15 protein-coding genes are annotated in these 21,442 nt (G+C 46.3%); 12 read left to right on the top strand and 3 right to left on the bottom strand.

Going from position 1 to position 21,442, the window contains the following annotated elements; translation table 11 throughout:
- Positions 1-7: 7 nt before the first annotated feature.
- Positions 8-2,128: a carboxy terminal-processing peptidase gene (locus ABY436_RS01560; protein WP_372737270.1), complete on the bottom strand. Its 2,121-nt coding sequence runs from the start codon at positions 2,126-2,128 to the stop codon at positions 8-10.
- A gap of 292 nt (positions 2,129-2,420) precedes the next feature.
- Here ABY436_RS01560 and ABY436_RS01555 point away from each other — a divergent pair, with 292 nt between their 5' ends.
- From ABY436_RS01555 to ABY436_RS01515, 9 genes are all read left to right on the top strand, one after another.
- Positions 2,421-2,948: an FKBP-type peptidyl-prolyl cis-trans isomerase gene (locus tag ABY436_RS01555; protein WP_372737269.1), complete on the top strand. Its 528-nt coding sequence runs from the start codon at positions 2,421-2,423 to the stop codon at positions 2,946-2,948.
- Positions 2,941-4,230 (top strand): M18 family aminopeptidase, encoded by a 1,290-nt coding sequence (locus ABY436_RS01550; RefSeq protein ID WP_372737268.1) that lies wholly within the window; start codon positions 2,941-2,943, stop codon positions 4,228-4,230. The genes ABY436_RS01555 and ABY436_RS01550 overlap by 8 nt, the downstream gene beginning before the upstream one ends.
- Positions 4,231-4,799: 569 nt before the next feature.
- Positions 4,800-5,282: a peptidylprolyl isomerase gene (locus tag ABY436_RS01545; protein ID WP_372737267.1), complete on the top strand. Its 483-nt coding sequence runs from the start codon at positions 4,800-4,802 to the stop codon at positions 5,280-5,282.
- A gap of 131 nt (positions 5,283-5,413) precedes the next feature.
- A complete protein-coding gene (locus tag ABY436_RS01540; RefSeq protein ID WP_372737266.1) occupies positions 5,414-6,328 on the top strand; it encodes an AAA family ATPase in 915 nt (304 codons plus the stop codon).
- Between the two features lie 2 nt (positions 6,329-6,330).
- A complete protein-coding gene (locus tag ABY436_RS01535) occupies positions 6,331-7,284 on the top strand; it encodes a DUF58 domain-containing protein (RefSeq protein ID WP_372737265.1) in 954 nt (317 codons plus the stop codon).
- A gap of 2 nt (positions 7,285-7,286) precedes the next feature.
- The gene (locus ABY436_RS01530) at positions 7,287-9,365 is read left to right on the top strand and encodes a transglutaminaseTgpA domain-containing protein (protein ID WP_372737264.1); all 2,079 of its coding nucleotides are present in this window, start codon (positions 7,287-7,289) and stop codon (positions 9,363-9,365) included.
- Positions 9,366-9,452: 87 nt separating this feature from the next.
- Positions 9,453-10,187: a M48 family metallopeptidase gene (locus ABY436_RS01525; protein WP_372737263.1), complete on the top strand. Its 735-nt coding sequence runs from the start codon at positions 9,453-9,455 to the stop codon at positions 10,185-10,187.
- Between the two features lie 202 nt (positions 10,188-10,389).
- A complete protein-coding gene (locus tag ABY436_RS01520) occupies positions 10,390-12,183 on the top strand; it encodes a methyl-accepting chemotaxis protein (RefSeq protein WP_372737262.1) in 1,794 nt (597 codons plus the stop codon).
- Positions 12,184-12,721: 538 nt separating this feature from the next.
- Positions 12,722-13,903: an MFS transporter gene (locus tag ABY436_RS01515; RefSeq protein ID WP_372737261.1), complete on the top strand. Its 1,182-nt coding sequence runs from the start codon at positions 12,722-12,724 to the stop codon at positions 13,901-13,903.
- A gap of 56 nt (positions 13,904-13,959) precedes the next feature.
- On the opposite strand, the gene ABY436_RS01510 is transcribed toward ABY436_RS01515, so the two are convergent.
- Both ABY436_RS01510 and ptsP read right to left on the bottom strand, forming a co-directional pair.
- The gene (locus tag ABY436_RS01510) at positions 13,960-14,367 is read right to left on the bottom strand and encodes a hypothetical protein (protein WP_372737260.1); all 408 of its coding nucleotides are present in this window, start codon (positions 14,365-14,367) and stop codon (positions 13,960-13,962) included.
- Between the two features lie 155 nt (positions 14,368-14,522).
- On the bottom strand, positions 14,523-16,772 hold the full coding sequence (gene ptsP / locus ABY436_RS01505) for a phosphoenolpyruvate--protein phosphotransferase (RefSeq protein ID WP_372737259.1): 2,250 nt from the start codon (positions 16,770-16,772) through the stop codon (positions 14,523-14,525).
- A gap of 203 nt (positions 16,773-16,975) precedes the next feature.
- Here ptsP and ABY436_RS01500 point away from each other — a divergent pair, with 203 nt between their 5' ends.
- The 3 genes from ABY436_RS01500 to ABY436_RS01490 all read left to right on the top strand — a co-directional run.
- Positions 16,976-17,209, top strand: coding sequence for a hypothetical protein (locus tag ABY436_RS01500; protein WP_372737258.1), 234 nt, complete (start codon positions 16,976-16,978; stop codon positions 17,207-17,209).
- 42 nt (positions 17,210-17,251) lie between these two features.
- Positions 17,252-20,527 carry an exodeoxyribonuclease V subunit gamma gene (gene recC, locus ABY436_RS01495; protein ID WP_372737257.1) on the top strand — a complete coding sequence of 1,092 codons (3,276 nt, stop codon included), beginning with the start codon at positions 17,252-17,254 and terminating at the stop codon, positions 20,525-20,527.
- On the top strand, positions 20,517-21,442 hold a 926-nt coding region (locus tag ABY436_RS01490), incomplete at its 3' end, for a UvrD-helicase domain-containing protein (protein ID WP_372737256.1). The genes recC and ABY436_RS01490, both read left to right, overlap by 11 nt.

Here is a 21,442-nt window from a genome sequence, read left to right as displayed (position 1 = left end):
CCGCTATTTATTTTGGGTTATAAGTGGTCAATAGTTGTTTTGTCAGGTCAACCATATCCAATAGGATTTGAGCACTTTCTTCCAGTATAGCTTCTGATTCGGGAGAAATGGGTCGGCCCTTATCATCTTTCTCTAAAAGATCATCAAGGTCGGTGATTTTAGCAATCGGTGCCTGCCCTTTGGCGAGGCGACGCTTGTTTTCAGCATCGATCTGCCATTTATCGGCAAGATCACGCTTGGCCAGCAATTTAGTCTCATTCAGCGGGAAGGTAGTGTCATCCTTCACTTCTGTTTGTCGGTTGATCTGGGCGCGTAAAAAGTTGAAATCAGGCTGGTTGTCGGTACGTAGGTTATGACGTTTTTCCAGTTCAGCCTTAAAAGAATCTATCCCTTTAAAGATGCCGTGTCGTGCTTCTTTTACCTGATCCCAGGGAAGGGCGCCATCCAGTGCGCTTTCACCGATTTCGCTGGTGTCATAAGTCTCAGGAAAAGTGATATCAGGAATAACGCCTTTGTGCTGTGTGCTTTCGCCTGAAATACGGTAAAACTTGGCGTGAGTGAGTTTTATCTGGCCATGATCCAGTGATTGCAGGGTTTGTACCGTCCCTTTGCCAAACGTCTGGTTGCCGACAATGATGCCGCGTTGGTAATCCTGTATAGCACCGGCAAAAATTTCTGATGCGGAAGCACTTAAACGGTTGACGACGACTGCCATGGGGCCGTTGTAGGCAATTTTAGGATTAAAATCCCCAAGGATATCTACACGCCCATTCGGGTCTCTTATCTGTACGGTCGGGCCGCGATCAATGAAGAGGCCTACCAGTTCATTGGCTTCACGCAGTGAGCCGCCGCCATTATTTCTCAGATCGATAATCAGACCGTCGATTTTTTCGGTTTGTAGCTCACTAATCAGGTTTTCTACATCACGTGTTGTGCTTTTATAGTTTTTATCACCGCGTTGTAAGGCGGCAAAGTCGATATAAAAGGCCGGGATGTCGATAACGCCTAATTTATAGTCTTTATCGTTATGCTTAACATTCAGGATGCGTTTTTGTGCCGCTTGTTCTTCCAGTTCTACGGTATTACGCTTAATTGAAATTGTTTTACGGCTCGCTTTATCCTCGCTGTCTGAAGGAATGATTTCAAGCCGGACGACCGAGTCTTTAGGGCCTCGAATAAGATCAACAACATCATCCAGGCGCCAGCCAACAACATCTTCTATTTCGCCTGTCTCTCCCTGGCCGACGCCGACAATCAGATCGGCGGGCTTAAGCTGTCCTGTTTTATCTGCAGGGCCTGCGGGGACTAAGCGGACAATTTTAGTGAACTCATTCTCACTTTGTAGCACGGCTCCGATCCCTTCAAGTGAAAGACTCATGTTGATTTTGAAGTTTTCTGAGTTGCGAGGTGAAAAGTAAGAAGTGTGTGGGTCAAAATGTTTAGTGAAAACATTGGCGAAGCGCTGAAATACATCTTCGCTTTTATTTTGCGAGAGACGATTAAGCTGACTTGTGTAGCGCTTGATCAGGGTGCTTCGGGCTTCCTGCTCAGATTTGTCAGCTAAAGTAAGGTTTAAAATGGCGCTTTTGATACGTTTGCGCCACAGATCATTCATTTCACTTTGTGAGCCGATCCAATCATCTTTTTCCCGGTCTGTATTAAGTGTTTCATCCAGCGAAAAGTTGAAAGCCTGTTCATTATTCAGGCGGTCGAGCGTCCAGTTGAGCCGCTCAATGATGCGTTGTTGCTGGCGATTAAAGATAGCGTAGGCAACGTCCAGATTGCCGTTGAGAATAGCGTCATCCAATTCGTAGCGGTAGGCGTCAAATTCAGCAATGTCTGATTTGTAAAAGTAACTTTTGGATGGATCAAGTTCCTCAAGATACTTGTCGAGTAAATCGCTGGAAAGCGAGTCATCAACATTAATCTTGTTATAATGGCCAGCATTAAGGGAACCGATAATATCCTTTATAGTTTGCTGATGGACCGTTTCAGGATGTAATGGAGTAATATCGACTGATGCTAGTGCAATAGCAGGCACCAGGAAGCATACAGCAAGCGAACTGCGAAGGGCGTTGCCCAATGAGTTGCGAAGGGGAGTGCGTAAACCTTTCAACATATTATCCATTCTATATTCTTTAATTCGATGAAGTTATGACAGGAATAGTAATCTATTGTTCCCTTAATCATTTATTCTGAGTGTAGCTATCGGCCTGTCTAATGTAAAATCAATGCTTTAATTCAACCCTTTAATTATGCGCTCTGGGCAGGTTTATGTTCTCTGTTGAGGAGCTTCAGCGCTCTGATAAGAGATTCAGCGCTCCAATAAGGAGCTTCAGCGCTCTGATAAGGAGCCTCAGCCCTCTGATAGTGAGTTCCATTTAAAGAGTTTTATTCAATTTACTGACGTAAGGTTAAAGATGAAATTATTATTTATCCCCCTGCTGCTTATTTCCGGTTTGTTGTTAGGCGGTTGTGGTGAGGATCCTGAAAAGGAGGCTTTTCGTCAACAATTGATGGAAAAAGCACTTAACGATGAAACCAGCGAAGCAGGTATCACATTTTTAGCAGAAAATGCACAACGTGACGGTGTTGTTGAATTGCCTTCTGGCTTGCAATATCAGATTCTGAAAAGTGGTACGGGTGTCCATCCGACTTATCAGCACTCAGTTGTTGTTAATTACGAAGGGACGCGTGTTGATGGCGGAGTTTTTGATAGCTCTTATCAACGCGGTAAACCTTCCACCTTTCCGCTTAAAAGAGTGATTAAAGGTTGGCAGGAAGCTTTGTTGAAAATGAAAGTCGGGGATGAGTGGATCTTGTATATACCCGCGAAACTGGCCTACGGCGCTACCAGCCCATCTAATGAAATACCCGCTAATTCAACATTGATTTTTAAAGTAGAGTTGCTTGAAGTTCAGGAAAATAAAGGGACAGAAAATGAATAACAAAAATAGTACATTGAAGGGCTTAATTGAGTTCCTTAATGCTTCGCCAACACCCTTTCATGCAGTACAGCAGATGAAAGCCCGCTTGCTTGAGGATGGCTTTGAAGCCCTCAATGAAAAAGACACCTGGGTATTAAGAGAGGCGGGACGATATGTCATTACGCGCAATGATTCTGCGCTTGTTGCATGGCAAATGCCGGCAAAACGCTTATTATCTGAGTCGGGCTTACGTATGGTCGGCGCGCATACCGACTCCCCTTGTCTGCGTGTGAAGCCTAATCCTGAACTGCATAAACACGGATATTTTCAGTTAGGCGTAGAGGTCTATGGTGGAGCCTTGCTGGCCCCTTGGTTTGATCGGGATTTATCGATTGCTGGTCGTGTTAGTTTTGTCAATGAGGCAGGCGAGCTAAGTAGTGCATTGGTGAATTTTGAGACGCCAGTTGCTGTGATTCCCAGTTTGGCAATTCATCTTGATCGCGAAGCAAATAATGGGCGTGCGATTAATGCGCAAACTTTTCTGCCGCCGGTGCTGGGGCAAGTGGATGAGAAGCCGGACTTCCGTGCTCTTTTGCGGGATCAGTTGCTGGTGTCAGGTGAGACAGTGGTTAACGTGCTTGATTATGAGCTGTCTCTATATGATACCCAGTCTGCTGCTTTGATAGGGCTGGAGCAGGAGTTTCTGGCGTCGGCTCGTTTGGATAACCTGCTTAGCTGCTTTATGGGGATGGAGGCTTTGCTGCAATCTGACTCAGAAGAAGGCGTTTTGTTGGTGTGTACCGACCATGAAGAGGTCGGAAGCATGAGTGCGGCGGGCGCTCAGGGGCCTATGCTGGATCATTTGTTTGAACGTATACAGCCAGAAGCGGAAAGTAGAAACCGTATGCTGGCGAATTCCATGATGATATCGGCAGACAACGCACACGCTATACATCCCAATTTTGCCGATAAGCACGATGCTAATCATGGTCCTATTCTTAATAAAGGGCCGGTTATTAAGCTCAATTCAAATCAGCGTTATGCGACGACTGACATTACCAGCTCGCAATTCAGGATGTTGGCAGCACTGGATAACGTTGCGGTACAGGAGTTTGTTGTGCGCTCGGATATGGCCTGTGGTAGTACTATCGGACCCATTACGTCAGCAGAAATAGGCGTACGTACCCTTGATATAGGTGTACCGCAATTAGCAATGCACTCTATCAGGGAGTTAGCGGGCACGAATGATTTGATCAATACGATTCAGGTATTCAAACGTTTTTTTGAATGTAAGCAAGTATAAGCTTACTAAAGCCGAGGGGAAGATCGCGTCTGAAAGCAGATGCGATCTTAACCGTTTATAAAATGATTGTGGGTGTATGTGGGTTAAACGGCAGCTAGTGTAGGCTGAGATGAATTCACTAGATCGGACATTTTGCTGTAGTAACCTTCAATTAATACTTCCCACTGACGGTCATAGCAATGCAAGTAGGCGTGACATGCAGTGCACTTGTATAGCTGGCTGTTGGGTAGCGTGCTTATCAGAGATAAAAGCGTGTGAGATGCTTTATGTTTACTTGTCAGTAGCGTTTGGCAATCGGGGCAGATGTTATCCATAACAAGTGTTACTCCATATTATTGATTCTATGCAGATTATTGTACTTACATCTTCGACATAAAAAGATAGGAATAATTCCTATTTATTGAATATCTATTCACTATTTTTGGCAGTGTTAGCAACAGGCTGGAAGTTTTGCTACATGCGGGGTAGGATGACGCCTGATTTCTGTGAGGGTTCTTTGGGTTTGTTGGCGATCTGACGACATATTCAAAGCCTCCGGTAATATTCATTTTTTATTTTGGGAGTTTCTCATGCAGATTGCTGAAAATTCAGCCGTTACTATTCATTACACTTTGACTAATAGCCAGGGTGAAGTCTTGGATTCATCTGAGGGGCAAGAGCCTCTGGCATACTTAAGCGGTGCAAGTAATATTATTCCTGGTCTGGAAAATGCGCTGGTGGGTAAGCAGGTGGGTGATAAGCTGGAAGTGACGGTGGAGCCTGAACAGGCATATGGTCCTTTACGTGATGAATTAGTACAGAAAGTGAATCATGAGAACTTTGAGGGTGTTGAAGATATTCATGTCGGTATGCAGTTTATGGCACAAGCCCCTTGGGGAGAGCAGCCAGTCACTGTTATGAATGTTGAAGAAGACGGTATCACATTAGATGGTAATCACCCGCTGGCAGGCCAGACTCTGACCTTTGCGGTTGAGGTCGTGGAAGTGCGACCAGCCTCTGAGGAAGAACTTTCTCACGGTCATGTACACGGTGAAGGTGGTCATCACCACTAAGCGGTTCTTATAAAAACGCAGCTTCGGCTGCTTTTTTTTGTCTCATTTTTCAGTTCTGTCGCTACACTGATAGTGAAAAGGGGCTTTAGTGGGCATGAGCCCCGTTATTTTATACTCAAAACGGAGTGCTTATGCGAAACAGGATCGATCAGTTAGTTGATACGGTATCTTCTGTTGTTTTAGGTAAGGAGGCTGTTGTCAGGCTGGCGGTTGCCTGTATGTTAGCGCGTGGCCATCTGTTGATTGAAGATTTACCCGGCATGGGGAAAACAACATTGGCGCATACCTTGGCGCATGTGTTTGGGTTGGAATACCGGCGAGTCCAGTTTACCAGTGATATGTTACCGGCTGATATCCTCGGAGGGGCTGTATTCAATCAGCAAACCAGCAGTTTTGTTTATCATCCCGGACCGGTTTTTACTCAGTTGTTATTAGCGGATGAAATTAACCGCTCGACACCGAAAACGCAGAGTGCACTGCTGGAAGCGATGGAGGAAGGACAGGTGTCATCTGAAGGGGTTACGCGTCAATTACCCTCACCCTTTTTTGTACTTGCCACGCAAAACCCAACGAGCCAGTTTGGTACTTTCCCGTTACCTGAGTCACAATTGGATCGATTTTTAATGAAAATTTCTCTGGGTTACCCTGACGCCGATACAGAAAAAAAATTGTTGAAGCATGGTGATACCCGAAGCGATATTGAAGAGCTGCCTGTTTGTATCGATAGTAAAATGCTGCAGGAAATTCAAACGGCGTGCCAGCAGGTGGCTGTGTCCGATCCTGTATTAGATTATATCCAACGATTAGCGCAGTTTAGCCGCAGTAGTGAAGAGGTTATTTTAGGGCTGTCGCCCCGCGGAGCGCTGGCATTAATCCAGGCGGCTAAGGCGTGGGCGTATATGTCAGGTCGTGATTTCCTTACCCCCGATGATGTACAGCAGGTTTTCAGTTCTGTTGTAGAGCATCGTCTGCTGATCAGAAACGACCATCAGCATGAGGCTGATCCGACCCGGGCCATATTGGCTAAGGTGGATGTACTGAGTTGAGCATGGCGAATAGACGGTCTCTTCGTGGCCGGATACAGGCGTGGTTGGTTAATCGTTATCCCGGACAAGCGGTTATCAGATTAACGCAAAAGCGTATCTATATATTACCGACGCTAGCCGGGAGTGCGTATTTGCTGGTTGTGCTGTTGATTTTGCTATTGGCTGTTAATTATCAGAACAACCTCGCTTATGCTGTCTGCTTTACTTTACTGTCCCTGTTTATCACCGCTATTTTACATACCTATGCCAATTTGTCCGGATTAGAAACCAGGGGATTGTTAACAGAGCCTGTGTTTGTTGGAGATGAAGCGTGTTTCCGTTATCAGTTGAATACTGATCGTGCGCTGTTTCAGTTGGGTCTTGGGTTTGACAAGGCGGAGTGTACGACGCTGGACCTTGTCGCTAATCGTCCTGTTAATGTCGAGATCCCATCGCTGTGTTTACAGCGGGGATGGCAGCAGGCGGATCTGTTGTACATCGGTAGCTTGTATCCATTGGGTTTATTCCGAGCCTGGAGTTGGTTGCGTTTTGAACAGTCTGTGTTGGTTTACCCAAAGCCGGTTGCCGGTGGTGAGATAGAGGCGTTAAGAGGTGCTGAACAGCATAAGCATGCAGTCGGTGCCCGGGGGGATGATGAGTTTCAGGAATTAAAGTCATATTACCCCGGCGCTACAAAAAGCAGCATTGCCTGGAAAGTCTATGCCAAAGGGCACGGGTTACAGGTTAAAGAGCATCAGGGTTATGCGGGAAATGAACTGTGGCTGGACTGGGATAGCTGGCCTGAATTGTCAGTGGAGGCGCGGCTATCACGGTTGTGTTACTGGGCACTGGTTTTTTCACAGAGTGGTTCACGATTTGGTTTGCGGTTACCGGGTAAGCAGATAGCCCCTGCAACCGGGATTGAGCATAAAAAAAACGTATTAACGCAGCTGGCTCTCTATGGCGAGGGGGGCTGAAGATGGCAGAAGTGATTAATCAAACTTCAGGGGAGTTAACCTCAGGGGCTAAGAAATGGCTGCTTATTATGCTGATTATAGTCAGTGCGCCTCAGCTGATGTATGTGCCGCTGTGGTTGGCGGCGACCGGAGGGTGTCTACTGTTCTGGGTCTGGCTGACGTTAGAACGGCATCGCTATATGATCCCGCCATGGGGAAAAGGGTTAGTCGTCATCGCTGTCATTCTTGGGGTGCTTGTTTTTTCTTCGCAGAGTAAAGGCTTAGATGGGCTGTCGTCCTTATTGATCGCAGGCGCACTGTTAAAGTCTATGGAGCTAAAAAAACAGCGTGATGGCTGGGTTTTAGTGCTTGTTGCCTGCTTTATAGCGGCAGTTGGTTTTTTGTTTAATCAGTCAATGCCCAGTGCTGTTTATGGTGGTGTGTCATTGCTGAGTATTGTTTGCGCTTTACTGATGATGCATCAGGGCAACACGCAAGCATGGTTGTTTTTGCCGGTTAAAAAAAGCCTGTTTATGTTGCTTCAATCCATTCCTTTAATGCTGATTCTGTTTTTAATCTTTCCACGTATCGGGCCGCTGTGGAGTGTCCAATATCAGAAATCCACCGCAAAAACGGGGCTGTCTGATCGGATGCAGCCCGGAGATATCAGCCGCTTAACTCGCTCAGATAGTGTTGCATTTCGTGTTAGCTTTACCGACAACAAACCTCCGGCGCCCGAGCAGCGCTATTGGCGTGTCATGACATTTACGGATTTTGACGGTCAGGGTTGGTCTATTGCTGAAGTAACGAAACAAGAGATGCATCAGGGTGTGTCTGATGAGGACCTGGTTGAATATCAGGTTATAGCGGAGCCATCTGCTTCTAGATGGTTATTTGCTTTAGATTATCCATTGGCTTCCAGCGCTTCTACTGTGCAGCGTTATAGTGATGGCACTTTTAAAGCAAGCGCTGCTGTTTCTCAAAGAATAAGTTATACCGCCAGTTCGCTCCTGGTTAAACAGTATGATGGACATCCATTAGTGAATCGGTCTCGTTATCTGGCTGTGCCTGCAGCAGGCAATCCTCAAACCAGAGAGATGGTCAGGCAGTGGCAGGAAAAAGGTTTATCCGCTGAAGAGAAAATTGCAGCATTGTTTAAGAGTTATAACCAGCATTTTACCTATACGTTATCACCACAAAAACTTCAGGGTAATCGCATTGATGAATTTTTATTCAGTACGCGTGAAGGCTTCTGTGAGCACTTTGCAAATGCAACGGCCTATGCCCTCAGGTTGGCAGGTATACCTTCACGGGTGGTGGGTGGTTACTTGGGAGGAGAGTGGAATGCCTATGAAGAGTACCTGTTGATACGCCAATATGAAGCGCATGCCTGGGTAGAAGCCTGGTTGGATGGAAAAGGCTGGGTAAGACTGGATCCAACGACTGCCGTGGCTCCCGAAAGAGTCATTCAACCGTTTGATCAGTTATTTTCGTCATCACCTGAATTTATGGCAGATAGCTCTTTGATGGCGTTTCGTCTGCAGCAAAACTTAGCATGGGTGAAAACACTGAGTCTGCGTTATGATGCGCTTAATTATAATTGGCATCGTTGGATACTTGGCTACCATCAGCAGCAGAATAATCTGTTACAGGATTGGTTTGGTCAAATTAGTGTTTTGAAAGTGCTATTGCTGCTGTTTATACCCGTAGGTTGTGTATTGATGTTCGTTTTCTGGTGGCTGTTAAAAGTACAGACTCGCTGGATGCATCCGCTGGATAAGGAGGTCGTGGCTATTTCTGATCTATTGGCTAAGGTATCCGTTGAACTTAAACGCGCTTCAGGTGAAACAGTTCAAATGTATAGTGTACGTTTAGCAGAAACCTTGCCTGAGATTGGACCAGAGCTCGATGCCTGGAGCGCTTTGTATCAGGGTTTACGCTATGCCGATGTGTCTGCTCAGGCAGAAGAAACCAGCCGGCTTTATCATCGTTTGAGTCAACAGCTTATGAACAAAATTAAACGACTTGGAAAGCAAGGTATCATCGGGAAAGGCGTTAAACAGGCTGGCGTTGGAAAACGAATTGAAACAAGAGTCTGGTAATGGGTTGAAACAAGAGTTGAAGCAAAGGTTGAAACAAGAGTTGAAACAAGAGTTGAAGCAAAGGTTGAAATAAGAGTTGAAAAGGAATTGAAAAAAAAGCTGGGTAAATATTCGATTCAATGCAATGGCGTGTGGGTTGCCCCTGTGGTTGTTCAAAGTCGACGTCGAAAAACTGTCTCACTTGAAGTGAAGCATGGCGAATTAACTATACGTACACCTGTCGGAACCCCGGAAGAATGGGTTCAGCAGTTTATTGAGCAGCGCCGCTCATGGATTGAAGAGCATATGGCGGCGCAGTTAACGCGGCAGAAAAACTATCAGATCAACCCTTATGAAACACGTACTGTTCTGCTAAAGGGGCGGGATGTCCCCTTGAATATACGTCACAGTGCTGAGCGCAGTGCTGTTGCTCTCTGCCATGAATCAATTGACATGAATTTGAATCGTCGCATTAGTCGATCGCCTGAAAGTGTGGCGGATAGCTTGTTGCAGTCCTGGCTGGCAGAGCAGGCTAAAGACTACCTGATTCCTCGCACGCTGGAATTATCAAACGTTGTAGGCCTGAAGCCTAACCGGGTTGACATCGGTAATTATGAAAGCATGTGGGGGCGATGTTCTGCGAAAGGGGATATAGGTCTGAACTGGCGTTTAATGATGGCGGATCCTGAGGCGATTGATTACGTCATTATCCATGAGCTTTGTCATCTGCAGGAGTTTAATCATTCGGCCGCTTTTTGGCGAAAGGTGGCACTTTTTTGCACAGATACTCCCACGTGGCGGCATTACTTCAAAGAAAGAGGTGTATGGCTACAATGGCGGTGAGGTATGAGTGAGGTATTAATGTCAGAGCGTCTGAGAAAGTTATCAGGCCGGGCCTGATCTGATACAGCCTGAAGAAGTAAAACTATGGGCGTTCGGCATTAAAATGCATGTTTCAATTTAGTGGTTATTGTAAGCGCTGCTACACTGTCCTGAAGTGTTAATTTTGAATCTGGCCTAATAACTTTATAAAAATGAGAATGGCATGGCGTTGTATAAAACAATTGAGCGGGTATTTTTTAATTCATTAACGAAAAAAATTGTCGGGAATGTGGTTTTTCTACTGGTTCCCTTTGTGCTGCTTCTGCTTGTGAATCATTACTTTTCAGGTCAAATTACCCAACTGATTTCAGCCCTTAATTTAGAGCCCCATGCCTCTGATCAATTACTCGTCATGCTGCATGACTTGTGGCGAACGAGTGTTTTCTGCATTGTTATCGCATTGGCTCTTGCGGTATTCAGTATCTTCTTTATGCGCGTGCTGTTCTTGCGGCCGATCAATGAAATTACCCATGTTTTACAGCAGATAAAAGAAAATGATGGCGATATTTCCGCCACCCTGCCTGAATATACCTACGACGAAATCTCTGAGATGGCGCGTAGTTATAATCAATTCTCCGGTAGCTTAAAGAAAATGATTTCTGAGTCACGTTGCCGAAGTGTCAGCGTTGCTTTAAGTGCAACACGCTTACAAAAGGTTTTATCTCAGGCATCGGCGTCAGCTACCCGGCAGGAGGAGCAAGCACACTTAGTGTTCCAGTCGAGCGAGGAAGCTACGTTGGCGATTGATGAAGTAGCGGCCAGCACTCTGATGTTGAACGAGCATAATAATTCAAATTTGGAGGAGGTGCGCACTTCCGGAAATGAATTAATGAAGGTATTAGAACAGGTACGCTCTATTCGCGATTTGGTGAACAGCTTTCAGGAAACCGTGAAAAAACTCAGTGAAAACTCACTGAATATCACTCATATTCTGACAATGGTTCAGGAGTTTTCAGAACAAACCAATTTGTTAGCACTGAATGCGTCTATCGAAGCTGCCAGAGCCGGAGATGCGGGCAGAGGGTTTGCTGTTGTCGCCGATGAGGTTCGCAGTCTGTCGCAGAAAGTCAATCTGGCTACTCAGGAGATCGATAAGAACATTGGTGAAATGGGAAAGCTGGTTGAATATACGCGTATCAGTGCTCAGGATATACAGCAGTATGTCCAGAACACAGAGGGCTTTATAGAGAATACCAATACACAGTTTATTCGTTTGGTGGATGACTTTGAGTTGGTGAATCAAGAGTTATCGGGCATTAGTGCTTCCATCGATGAATTGTCCTACACCAATAAGCAGTCGCATCAGCACGTAACAGAAATTACGAGTATCGCGCATGAAATCAAACATGAAATGGATGAGTCTGAGACTTACTCCGGTCAATTAGAGCTGGCAACAGAAGAAACGCAGGAGTTGTTGTCACGATTCAATATTGGCTACGGTGGCTTTGAAAGTATGATTCAGACGGGCCGGAAATGGGCGGATCAGACGGCAGGCGCCATTAGCTCCTTATCTGAAAATGGACATAATATTTTTGATAGTAACTACAAGCGTACCAATGAAGGGCAGTTGCCCGAAAAGTACGATGTCAGTTATGTCTCGGCTTATGAATCTGTGCTTCGTCCTTTATTTGATAGCTTTGTCAGTGAACGTCCGGAGTTTATTTATGCAATTGCTGTCGATAAAAATGGTTATGCTCCGGCACATCACCTTAAAGTGTCTGCTGGGTTAACGGGCGACTTTGCGGTGGATAATGTCAAGAGCCGTCATCGTCGTATTTTTTCGGCTAACCGCGCGGAGAAACGCAGGGCAGCACACACACAACCCTTCCTGTTGCAAACCTTCATCCGTGACACAGGCGAAGTGTTAAATGATCTTTCGATTCCGTTATATATTAACGGACAGCACTGGGGGGGGCTGATTATGGGGTTTAACCCTGAAAGGTTGCTGGAAGAGTAGCGCTTCACCTTCTGTAATGTGGTAAAAGATATGCTAAAACGCCCGGATAAACGGGCGTTTTTATGTGCTAATAAAGTGAAAATGAATCCCGAATGAGTTACAAGGTGTCATGATTGAGTACCAGCTGTGTAATCATATTATTGAAAATGTCATATCAGATCGGTTTACAGCAAAGATCAGTACCTGTCATATCAGGTAAGTGCATCGACGAAAGTACGATATCCGGTATGTGAAGCTGGATAGCGTTTAAGGCTGTACCCCTGTCACTGTAGCCGTCAATATTTTCTATTCCAGAGCTTTTGCGCAGTGAGAAAAATTTTATAAGGTTAAATGGGTTGTTAGCTTATGTGACCTCTGCATGGATCAGAGAAGCATGCATGCGTTCAGCTTAGGTCTCGTTGCCGGGGGTATAATCCCTGATCTTCTGTATACAATTTTAGCAACAGTCGGTTGTTGAATTTAGGTATATCATCAATTGCTGATATGCGCTTCAATTGTCATACTGCCCCACCGGCTTATATTTAATCAGGGAAAGCGCATGAACCGGAGCGTCGTATTATTATCATTGTGTCAGGCTTTGCTCGGAACAGGTAATGTGCTTTTAATATCGGTTAATGGCTTGATTGGTCAATCGTTATCGCCGTCTGATGCACTGATCACATTACCTATCGCCATGCAGTTTATCGGGTTAATGTTGGCAACCATTCCGGCTTCTCTCATCATGCAGCGGATTGGCCGACGCAATGGTTTTTATCTGGGTAATTCGCTCGGTATTATGGGGGCTGTTATCTCTGCGGTTGCGCTGTTATATCAGAATTTTTTCATTTTTTGTGTGGGAACTACATTATTGGGTGTGGGTATTGGTTTTGGCACCTTATATCGTTTTGCTGCTGTTGAGGCATGTCGGCCTGAACAAAAAAATCGTGCAATTTCGATGGTTATGTTAGGTGGGGTGCTGGCCGCCATTATGGGGCCTGCGCTGGCAGTTGAAAGCCGTGATTGGATCTCATCGCAAGAGTTTGTAGGATCATTTGTCGGGTTAATGGGTTTATATAGTCTGGCGCTTTTGTTGCTGAGCGGCGTCTCTATTCCCCGGCCAGTCAATGCAGAAGCAGAGAAAGGGCCGTCGCGTCCGTTATTTGAAATTGTTATGCAGCCAGTGTTTATTGTCGCCGTTGTCGCTGCAATGGCCAGCTATACCGTCATGAACTTACTCATGACGGCTACACCATTGGCGATGGCGCGGTGTGGTTTTTCCTTTCCTCAGATGGCTTGGGTCATCGAATGGCATGTGCTGGGTATGTTTTTGCCTTCGTTTTTTACCGGGCGTTTGATACAAAGGTTTGGTTCTGTTTGTATGATGATGTTGGGCGGGTTAGTTATGCTGCTTTGTATCTTTATTAACCTGAATGGTCAGTCTGAATGGCATTTCTGGAGCGCTCTGTTCTTATTAGGGCTGGGCTGGAACTTTATGTTTATCAGTGCGACGAGTATGGTGACTGGGGCATATACCCATCAGGAACGTGCAAAAACTCAGGCAACTAATGAGTTTCTGGTGTTTGGTATGGTGACATTATCAGCCCTCAGTTCTGGCTGGCTTGAAGTCAGCATGGGTTGGGAAACCATGAACGTTCTTATGATACCGGTGCTTGTGTGGGCTATGTTGATTATTGCGGTGTTTTCAAAAAAAATGCAGCAAGCAGTTGAAATGGTTCGCTAGCAGACTGTCGGGCTTGTTGGCAGTAGGCCAGTGTTAAGTTCGACAGTTTGCTGGCGTTACAGGTTTCTTTTTAAGCGAACAATTTCGTGCTTTAGCTTTATCAGTTGATGACGACAAATTTCAGTATGTATAGGCTGGATTTTGGTATGCCATTGCCAGAATCCGGTTATCATGGCTATTAAACTCCAGCTAATGAATACACCAAGCGAGATAGAATAAAACTGTTTGTTGGAAGCATCTAAGTCAGACTGACGCTCTAACACATGTAGTGTCACTTTCTGCTCCAGAGTCGGTGTTATAATTCCCTGAAGCGCTGATGTTTGCAGGTAACGATCGAAAACCCTGCGGTTATATTCTTCATTTAGCTGAAAAAAAAGAACGACTAAAACGATAGTCGAAACAAGTCCCGATAAAGCATAGAATTTATAGATATTATCAGTGGGTATAGCTGTTTTTGGCTGCACGATACTACCTGGTTGCAGTTTGATTTTTAAAACATCTTAAAGAAAAAGAGTAACCCCTTCTAGGAATAGATGGCTTTAGCGTGATTTTATTTTTTATTTTACTGGAAAATTTTAAAATATAGTCTAGCGGTCATGTTTTCAGAGATTATCTTGTCCTATAGCCCAAGTTCTTTGATTTTCTTTGAAAGCACTTTTCGAACCTCTGCTTCATCTTCAGCCGCATTTGCTTTGGTAAGAAGTTTTAACAGATCTTCTCTTTTCAGTTGGCGAATGATCCATTTAATTTTAGGGATCTTATGTGCGCTGAGGCTGAGGCGATCAAATCCCATGGCAATTAATAAAAGGACCGAGGCAGGGTCTGCTGCCATTTCTCCGCATAAGGACACCGATAAATTCAACTCAGTACATTTGCTTTTAATCATTTGCAGAGCAACTAAAACAGCTGGATTCAGGTTGTCAAATAACCGCGAAACTTTGGGGTTGTTACGATCTACTGCTAATAGGTATTGGGTCAGATCGTTTGAACCGATTGAGACAAAATCAATATAGGGTGCGATTTTGTCTAACAGAAGCATGGCAGAGGGTACTTCTATCATAATACCTAATTTAGGTTTGCTGACCTGTTTTCCTTCCTTGTTAAGTTCTACCAAAGACTGCTGGATCAGCTCTTTAATGGCTTTGACTTCGTCGATACGACTGACCATGGGGATCAGAATCTGTAAATTGTCGCGCCCATGAGCCGCCCGTAACATCGCACGGATCTGCGTAACCTGAAGCGCCGTATTATCCAGTGTAAAACGAATGCCTCTCCAGCCCAGGTAGGGGTTTTCTTCCTTGAATTCGAAATAGGGGAGTTGTTTGTCTCCGCCAATATCCAGTGTTCTCATGGAAACAGGGCGAGGGCTATAAGCATCAATAACTTCTTTATAAGTTAAGTATTGCTCCTCTTCAGTGGGGAAGCTGTCATGCACCATAAAAGGAATTTCAGAGCGGTATAAACCTATGCCTTCTGCACCATTACGTAAACCGGGGGATACATCGGCCAGCAGACCGGTATTAGTATGCAGTGTTACATGGAAACCATCCAGGGTAACGGCTGGCAGGTCTCTGTATTTGGCTAGCTCCTGGTTGAATTGCTGATCACTTTTCTCGAGTTGGCGGTACTCTTTAACCATCTGTTTGGGAGGAGAAATGACCACTTCGCCACGGTTCCCGTCAATGACTACAAGTTGACCGGCGTAGCGTTTAATATCGAGGTCAGCGACGCCCATTACGGCGGGCAACCCGAGTGCATTGGCAACAATGGACGTATGCGATAAGGCTGAACCAGAGCTGCAGATAATACCTTTAATTTGAGTTGAGCTGTACTCAGATAGATCGGCAATACTGATCAGATCGCCGGCTAAAATAATAGGTGTAAGGCTGTCAGGTGAGGTCGAGCGTTCACGTTTGGCCATCTGCATCATTAGCTTGATCGCGATATTGCGAACATCTTCTCCGCGTGCTTTCATATAGGGGTCATCGGCCATTTCGAAAACAGTAGCGAGCTCAAGTGCGGTTTTGCGAACCGACCACATAGCGCTGTTGCCGAGCTGGATTTCTCGCATTGTACCATCGCGAAGTTCCGGGCTCTGTAGCATCATCCGATAGACTGAAAAGAGAGAAACAATATCTTCAGGCAGGTCTTTTTTTATACGGTTTGCGCCATGCTCCAGATCGTCGCTGACTTTTTGCAAGGCGGCTTCAAAAAGGTTCTGTTCATCCTTGGGTGATCCGCTTATTTTTTCAGGAACCTGGAGCAGATCAATATGCGTGTTGATATGGGTGAGGTCACCAATGCCGATGCCGGATGAGCTGACGATGCCGTTGAAGCGTTTATACAGCTTAGCGGGACGGCGGGTTGGGATCCACTCGCCTGATCTCTGAATATTATAGAGTGTGGCTGCCAGTTGCGATGCAATGGTGACGAGGAAGGCTTCTGCTTCTTGTGAGAACTCCTTTTTGGTTGTTCCCTGAACAACAATGACCCCAATCAACTGACGTAAGTGGATAAGAGGGACACCCATAAATTGACGGTAGGGCGCTTCATGCGCTTGGGGAAAAAAGACAAACTGATCATGTGTTGGAGCATCTGCAAGGTTCAGAGGGTGCTTTGTTGATGCAATAACGCCGACAAGCCCCTCATTAAGATTTAATTTTATTTTGCCTACCGATGATTCAGATAGCCCCTGAGTGGCTGCCAGAATTAATTTGGAGCGTGACGGGGACTTGAGGTACAGACTGCAGACCGGTACATCCATTAGCTGACTAAGACGCGCCACAATAGTTTGCATTGCACTCATGGCATTTTCAGCACCCGAAATCTCCTGAACCAGTGTTGTGAGTGTCGCCAATGAGTGTTGCATAAGGGGGTCCTGCGTCAATTCTGACAGCTTAAAAAAGCCATATTCTCACATAAAACAATTATTTATCAATGGCTGCTGTAATTGAGTTCCAGTAAGATGCATGAATAAATTTATGTGTGTGAAGCCACATGCTGAATACCTGCTAAATAATAGTGATAGCGCTTATATAACAGGCGCCGTCATGCTGAAAATCAGGGGATAACATGAAGAGTTTTCTGTTTTCTACGGAAGATGACCGAGGCGGTGTGATGTTGTGCGACATCGATACACTGGAAGAGGCAGTAACCTATTTGGGTAAGCGTTTCAGCGGCGTTATCAGGGTTGAACAGGGGAAAGATGTCTGGAGTGTCGAGGAGGGGTTTGTGTTTGTAGATAAGCGGGTAAGCCCGCCTGAAACAGACAGCTTACCGCCAGTCCAGGCAGCCCAGACAGATTAACCAGTATCAGGCATCAGGCATCAGGCATCAAAGGATCGGATCATGCTAAGGGTTTATCATTCTAACGCGCTGGATACGTTGCGCGATGTATTGGTGGAGATGATCAGGCAGGACCCGCAATCTGATCCTTTTGTTGCAGAGCAGATTTTAGTTCAGAGCCCGGGTATGGCTCAGTGGCTGAAATTGGAGCTTGCCGAACGTTTGGGTATCGCTGCTAATATAGAGTTTCCTTTACCCGCCAGTTTTTTGTGGAAAGTCTTTGTTGCGGCACTGGATGATGTGCCGGAACGTTCCGCCTATAACAAAGCCTCAATGACCTGGGTGTTGATGCGGATTCTTCCACAGTACCTCGACAGTGATCTGTTTAGTGTGCTGCGACAGTATCTTCAGGAAGATGATGACCCTCTGCGGCTCTACCATCTGTGTGAGCGGGTCGCCGATCTGTTTGATCAGTATCTTGTTTATCGGCCCGACTGGATTGCTGCGTGGGAGCAGGGTGATGATCAGCCTGCTTCAGAAGCAGATCAGCGTTGGCAGCCAGCATTATGGCGGGCGATCGTTGAAGACACGCACAACCGAGAACTTCCGCATTGGCATCGTGCCAATATGTATGACACCTTTATCAAAGCACTTTCAGAGAGCAAAACCATATTGGCGGGTGTGCCACGGCGGATCTTTGTGTTTGGTATTTCTGCATTACCGCAGAACTATATCGAAGCACTGGGTGCATTAGGGCAAAAAGTAGAAGTACATCTGATGTTGGCGAACCCCTGTCGGCATTACTGGGGCGATATCGTCGATCCGGGTTATCTGGCGCGTCTGAATCGTATCTGGCTTTCTAAAGGGCAGGATGCTGATGAAACTTATCAAACCGGCCATCCTTTATTGGCATCAATGGGAAAGTTGGGGCGGGATTATCTGCACCTGATCCAGCAGATGGAGCTACCGGAAGTCGCACTTTTTAATGATGCCCGGTATGACACACTGCTGAGCGCATTACAGTCTGACATGCTGGAGCTGACTAATCGTGGAAATGAGCCGCACGCGGGTATCAATCCCGGCGACCCGGTAATCACCTTCGCGGATACTGATCAGAGTATTCAGTTGCATTCAGCACATAGTGCGTTACGTGAAGTGGAGATCTTGCAGGATCAGCTGTTGGCAATGTTCAGTGATAAAGCTGATTTAAAGCCGAGGGATATCATTGTCATGATGCCGGATGTGGCCCGTTATGCGCCGTATATTGATGCGGTATTTGGCAATGCCGCTGCCGCGCATTATCTGCCTTATTCTATTTCTGACAGATCAGCCGAGCAGGAAATACCGCTGTTAAGCAGTTTCCTGCAGTTAATATCCTTAAGTAAAAGTCGTTTCAGTGTTTCACAAGTGATTGAGCTACTGGAACTACCTGCGACCTTAAAGCGCTTTGAGCTGGAGCAGGAGGCGTTTGAAAATATCCGCCAGTGGATCAACGAAACGGGTATTCATTGGGGGCTGGATCAAACGTCACGTATTGATAGCGGCAGTGTAGGTTTTGAGCAAAATAGCTGGCGCTTTGGCATGGACAGGTTGTTTAGCGGTTATGCCATTGGCACGACAGATGCCGTCTGGAATGATATCTCGCCTTACGATGGTGTAGGCGGCCTGGCGTCGGCGGCATTAGGCCAGTTATCCGCTTTTTTACAGCAGTTGCAGCAGTTACGCACACAGTTTTCGGGTGCTCAGTCGTTGACCGGCTGGATTGCATTGATTCAGCAGATGATAGAGGCGATGTATCTGCCGGATGAGCGTGACCATGAAGCGCTTGAACTTATCTATCGGGCGCTGGAGTCATTGCGTGAAACCTTTCAGGAAGTGGCTTTTGAAAAAGATATTGATGTCGCTATCGTGCAGGATTATTTGCATGAGCAGTTATCCAGCCAGCGCTCATCACAGCGCTTCTTGTCGGGACAGATCAACTTTTGCACACTCATGCCGATGCGGGCCATTCCCTTTAGTGTGGTCTGTCTGCTGGGTATGAATGATAGTGACTATCCTCGCTCTATCCCGCCAATGGGGTTTGATCTGATGGTGGATCATCCGCGCAAAGGGGACAGGTCTCGGCGTGATGATGATCGCTACCTGTTTCTTGAAGCGTTGCTCTCGGCGCGTGATACCTTGTATATCAGTTATGTTGGACGATCGATTGCGGATAATGCAAAGCGTGTGCCCTCGGTTCTGGTCAGCGAAGTGCTGGAGTACTGCGATCAGGCGTATCGGATTGAGGGGCAAGCGCCTGAAAGCCTGTTTGAGCATCTTTTACTGGAGCACCCGTTAACCGCTTATAGCCCCGGCTACTTCGATCAAACGTCGCCGCGCCTGTTTAGTTATAACAATCGCTGGATGATCCCAACGGATCTGTCGACGCTGACATCAGCCTCTTTTATTAAGGGTAAATTACAGAAAATTGAAAACCCCTTGTTAGAGCTGGATGATTTGATCGCTTTTTATCGGCACCCGATTCAGTACTTTTTCCAGAAGCGCATGCAGATCTTCTTTCGTGATGATGAATTGGTGTTATCTGATGAAGAGCCTTTTAGTTTAGCGCCGTTAATCGATTACCAGTTACGCAGGAAACTATTGCAATCGGCACTTCGCGGCGATGGTTTGCAGGCAACTGCTCACTTTATTCGCCAGTCGGGTATCTTACCCGTGGGTAAAGCCGGCGATGTGGAATTGTCTAAGCGAACTCATGATATTGCTGAACTTTACGAAAAAATGCAGCCATTGATGGTGGGTGAACCGCGTCGGCGCGAGATTAATTTACGCTTTAATCTGCCGGATTCTCTGGAACTACAAGGCTGGGTGAATGATATCTACGATATCGGGGTGTTGAAATATGATGTCTCCAAAGTATCAGGAAGGCATCGTTTTATGACCTGGGTGCAACATCTGGCCAGCTGCGCTGCTGGCTACAGTGAGCGCACTACCTATCGAGGCTTGAGCGAGCAGTTCAGCTTTACACCCATGACTGCTGAATTGGCGCATGCTGAGTTAAGCAAGCTGATCAACATCTACCTTGAGGGGCAGCGCTTCCCGCTGAACTGGATACCTGAGCCCGCGTGGAAGTGGTTAAGTCTGCGTGATAAAGATGAAGAAAAAGCGCGTAAAGAAGCACAAAACCGCTTTGACAGTGATCGGGGGGGGGATGCCAGCAACCCCTACGTACGCAGAGTTTATCCTGAATGGCGCATGATTGAGCCGGGTGTTTTCGCTTATTCAGAACAGCTGTTTAGTGAAATGATGAACTATCTGGAAGTGGATAACGATGACCATTAAGCTGCTTGATCCACTGACGCTGCCGATTCATGGCCAGTGCTTAATTGAAGCCAGTGCCGGTACCGGTAAAACTTACACACTGGCGGCCTTGTATCTGCGTTTATTGCTGGGTTTAGGTAATAGCCCTGAAAACAGCCCTGAGCCTGGCTCTGAAAACAGCCCTGATAACAGCCCTGAGAATGCAAGCAATCAGATGCCGCTTGGCGTTGAGCAGATTCTGGTGGTGACCTTTACCGAAGCGGCTACGCAGGAGTTGCGGGACAGGATCCGGCAACGTATCCGGGAAGCCCGGAAAGCCTTCCTGGCGGGGGAAAGTGACGATCCATTACTGGCTCGCTTGCTTGAACACACATCGGCTCATCAGGATAAAGCCCGCTTGCTTGAACTGGCGGCAGCTGAAATGGATCAGGCGGCAATCTTTACTATCCATGGTTTTTGCCAACGGATGCTCAAGCAACATGCGTTTGAAAGTGGTGCGCTCTTTAACCAGGAACTGACTACGGATGATGCTCCGCTGATTCGTCAGGCGTTATTGGATTATTGGCGTGATGCATTTTACCAGGCACCGTATGAATTGGCGGGTGAAATGTTACACCAGTTCAAAACCCCAGATCTGTTATTGCCGGCAATCCGCAGTTTTTTAAGTATCCATGAGCTGATCCAGGAACCGGATTATAGCCAGTTTGATTTGCAGCAGGGCTGGCTGGCGGAAAAAGAAGCATTACAGCAATTTAAGCCACTGTGGCTGGCATCTGTCGCTGATCTGGCCCCTTTAGTTGAGACATCCGGGATTAATAAGCGCCGTTACAGCAAACGTAATTTGCCCGGCTGGCTGGAGACGGTAACGCAGTATGCCCAAGGTGATACGGCTCAGGTTCCCTGGGATAAACTGAATTATTTTCGTCAGTCCGTTAT

Origin of the sequence: Neptunomonas sp. (genome assembly GCF_041601355.1) — a bacterium.
Classification (GTDB): Bacteria; Pseudomonadota; Gammaproteobacteria; order Pseudomonadales; family Balneatricaceae; genus Neptunomonas.
The sequence above is the reverse complement of the archived record's forward strand: the minus strand, read 5'-3'. Positions and strand labels throughout refer to the sequence as shown.

What these genes read in the sequence shown, in the direction of transcription:
- ABY436_RS01560 (WP_372737270.1), bottom strand. Translation starts at nt 2,128, where the DNA reads ATGGATAATATGTTGAAAGGTTTACGCACTCCCCTTCGCAACTCATTG.
- ABY436_RS01555 (WP_372737269.1), top strand. Translation starts at nt 2,421, where the DNA reads ATGAAATTATTATTTATCCCCCTGCTGCTTATTTCCGGTTTGTTGTTA.
- ABY436_RS01550 (WP_372737268.1), top strand. Translation starts at nt 2,941, where the DNA reads ATGAATAACAAAAATAGTACATTGAAGGGCTTAATTGAGTTCCTTAAT.
- ABY436_RS01545 (WP_372737267.1), top strand. Translation starts at nt 4,800, where the DNA reads ATGCAGATTGCTGAAAATTCAGCCGTTACTATTCATTACACTTTGACT.
- ABY436_RS01540 (WP_372737266.1), top strand. Translation starts at nt 5,414, where the DNA reads ATGCGAAACAGGATCGATCAGTTAGTTGATACGGTATCTTCTGTTGTT.
- ABY436_RS01535 (WP_372737265.1), top strand. Translation starts at nt 6,331, where the DNA reads ATGGCGAATAGACGGTCTCTTCGTGGCCGGATACAGGCGTGGTTGGTT.
- ABY436_RS01530 (WP_372737264.1), top strand. Translation starts at nt 7,287, where the DNA reads ATGGCAGAAGTGATTAATCAAACTTCAGGGGAGTTAACCTCAGGGGCT.
- ABY436_RS01520 (WP_372737262.1), top strand. Translation starts at nt 10,390, where the DNA reads ATGGCGTTGTATAAAACAATTGAGCGGGTATTTTTTAATTCATTAACG.
- ABY436_RS01515 (WP_372737261.1), top strand. Translation starts at nt 12,722, where the DNA reads ATGAACCGGAGCGTCGTATTATTATCATTGTGTCAGGCTTTGCTCGGA.
- ptsP (WP_372737259.1), bottom strand. Translation starts at nt 16,772, where the DNA reads ATGCAACACTCATTGGCGACACTCACAACACTGGTTCAGGAGATTTCG.
- ABY436_RS01500 (WP_372737258.1), top strand. Translation starts at nt 16,976, where the DNA reads ATGAAGAGTTTTCTGTTTTCTACGGAAGATGACCGAGGCGGTGTGATG.
- recC (WP_372737257.1), top strand. Translation starts at nt 17,252, where the DNA reads ATGCTAAGGGTTTATCATTCTAACGCGCTGGATACGTTGCGCGATGTA.